Origin of the sequence: Psychroflexus sp. MES1-P1E, from assembly GCF_002836055.1 — a bacterium.
Lineage (GTDB): Bacteria > Bacteroidota > Bacteroidia > Flavobacteriales > Flavobacteriaceae > Psychroflexus.
The window spans coordinates 1-1,561 of sequence record NZ_PJBS01000275.1; the positions used below are offsets into that span (position 1 = coordinate 1).

1 protein-coding gene is annotated in these 1,561 nt (G+C 28.4%); it reads right to left on the reverse strand.

Annotated features, from left to right (window positions below; all coding sequences use genetic code 11):
* Positions 1-71: 71 nt before the first annotated feature.
* Entirely contained in the window at positions 72-1,445 is a 1,374-nt protein-coding gene (locus CXF67_RS09705) for a hypothetical protein (RefSeq protein ID WP_102088574.1), read from the reverse strand.
* Between the last annotated feature and the right edge of the window lie 116 nt (positions 1,446-1,561).

Sequence of the window (1,561 nt, forward strand, 5' to 3'; positions counted from 1 at the left end):
TTGGCAACTGGCACTTATTCAGTTAATTTTTAATTTATTAATGGACTGAACTTATGCTTATTTTAAATACTTTAATTATACTCAACTTTTAAATTGGGCAACGCTTTCACAAGCTTTTTTAAAGCTCGTTCTACTTTTTTGTTATTGTAGGGTTTATTATCAATACCGCCTACACGAAGCAATTTAAGGTTGGATAATTCCTTCAATTCAGAAGGCAAATCTTCAATTGAAGTATTGAAAAGATTCAACTCTTTTAAATTGACTAGGTTCTTAATTGATTTAGGGAGCTCTTTTACATAAGAATGATTTAGTTCTAAAACTTCTAAATTTGTGAGTCTGCCTAGCTCTTCTGGAAATTCAAATCCCTGACTTGGTCTTATAGTCATTATTCCGAGTTCCTTTAATTTTTTTAAATTGAATATTTCATTTGGAATATTCTCCATATGTTGATTCAAATAAAGTTTTCTTAAATTAATAGAATGCCCAAGTAAAGGAAATTCTGAATATTTATTGTTTTGTAAAATTAATATTTGAAGATTTACAAATGCAGATAAATCCTCTGGGTATTTATTTAATTTTTTATTAAATTTTAATGTTAATAACCCAAGATCTTTGTTATTTGTAATATTATCTGGAAGTGAAGTTATAGACGTCCGATTAATTGCAATTTTTGTCAAAGTCCCTCTTGTAAAGATGGATTTGGGTATATATATAATTTTACTTCCTGAAATATTAAGAAAATCGATATTTAAATGATAACCTAATGTCTCTAATTTGCTTTTTTTATCAGTGTCAGAAGAGTCATAATCGAATATCATAAAAGAAGTTTCATCCCAATATTTTAAATATTTTTTTACATCTTCAAATTTGTCTCCATAACGTTCTTCTAAAAGATAATTTTCAAACTTTTCTTTAGATGGATTTTTTAGTATTTGTTCCAAAACTTGAGAAGCCTCATTTTTATTATTTTCTTGGATTTTTTCCATCCTGTTATCAAAAGCCTCTTTTTTTCTTTCTATGCGCCTCTCTTTAATATCATTTTTATCTTCATATTGTGAGTAACTATACAGCGGCTTGGAACCTTGGTTTTGTTTTTTCTCAAAAGCAGTTTGTATCTCAGCCAGTTTTTTGTCAAGTTGTTCTCCTGTGCTTTTGTATAAAGCAAACTCACTTGAATTTCCTACCTTATATGGCACCATTAATTTAAGTGTTTCGTATGCTACTTTTGCTTTCGTATAATCTTGCGTGTTGTAATAACCTAAAAATAAAAGGGCTTCTACTTTGGGATTGGACTTGCCTAAACTTTTTTTCACTCGCTCGGTTTGTGCTACTGCTTCAGCGTAGTTGCCGTTTTTGTAAAACTCTTCTGCTTTAGTGAAGTTTTGTTTTGGCGTTTGGGCATTAACTACAATTCCAAATAATAAAAATATATATAATGGTTTCATAAACTATTGTTTAACTTTTCTATAGTGAGCTACTCTTTCTGATTTTGTTATTTTTGTTTCCTTCATTAAATTTTTGTTATAAGATGAATACAAATAAAATTTACCTAAATATTCAA

Excerpts from the sequence above, each read along its gene's own strand:
- CXF67_RS09705 (WP_102088574.1), bottom strand. The coding sequence starts at position 1,445 with ATGAAACCATTATATATATTTTTATTATTTGGAATTGTAGTTAATGCC.